Annotated in this window: 2 tRNA genes and 1 rRNA gene; all 3 read right to left on the bottom strand. The window is 47.2% G+C overall.

The features are described 5' to 3' along the window. A 23S ribosomal RNA gene (locus CG67_RS05705) occupies positions 1–205 on the bottom strand; the annotation flags it as partial. Positions 206–387: 182 nt separating this feature from the next. Further along, positions 388–463: transfer RNA gene (locus tag CG67_RS05700), tRNA-Ala, on the bottom strand. 108 nt (positions 464–571) lie between these two features. Then, positions 572–648, bottom strand: a tRNA-Ile gene (locus CG67_RS05695). Positions 649–697 lie beyond the last annotated feature (49 nt).

The following is a 697-nucleotide window of genomic DNA, read 5'->3' as shown; positions in this document are numbered from 1 at the left end:
ACTTAGATGTTTCAGTTCCCCCGGTTCGCCTCGTTAACCTATGTATTCAGTTAACGATGATGCACTGAGTGCACCGGGTTTCCCCATTCGGAAATCGTCGGCTGTAACGGTTCATATCACCTTACCGACGCTTATCGCAGATTAGCACGTCCTTCATCGCCTCTGACTGCCAGGGCATCCACCGTGTACGCTTATTCGCTTAACCTCACAACCCACAGACGTCTTGCAACGACTCTGAATCGTAAAAGTTTTTGAGAGACTCTGACTAACTTAACGTTATTCATTGTTTTCAAATTTTCAGCTTGTTCCGTATTGTTAAAGAGCAATATCTTAAACATGACTCGTAAGTCATCTTTAAGATATGTTTCAGCAGGCACTGCTGAATGATGGTGGAGCTAAGCGGGATCGAACCGCTGACATCCTGCGTGCAAGGCAGGCGCTCTCCCAGCTGAGCTATAGCCCCATCGATGATAATTTTCTGAAGTTTCCTATTCTTTTTCAGACAAGGCATGGCTTCGCGACGCATAGCCTGCTATGCGAGCCGGAGTCATAACGCCGTATGAGAAAGAATTGGTAGGCCTGAGTGGACTTGAACCACCGACCTCACCCTTATCAGGGGTGCGCTCTAACCACCTGAGCTACAAGCCTGCAGAAGATTACTGCTCTCTTTAATTTCATCAGACAATCTGTGTGAGCA

It is taken from the genome of Tatumella sp. UCD-D_suzukii, from assembly GCF_000611875.2.
GTDB classification, from domain to species: Bacteria; Pseudomonadota; Gammaproteobacteria; order Enterobacterales; family Enterobacteriaceae; genus Tatumella; species Tatumella ptyseos.
Note: the sequence above shows the minus strand (reverse complement) of the source record. Positions and strands in the feature narration are given on the sequence as shown.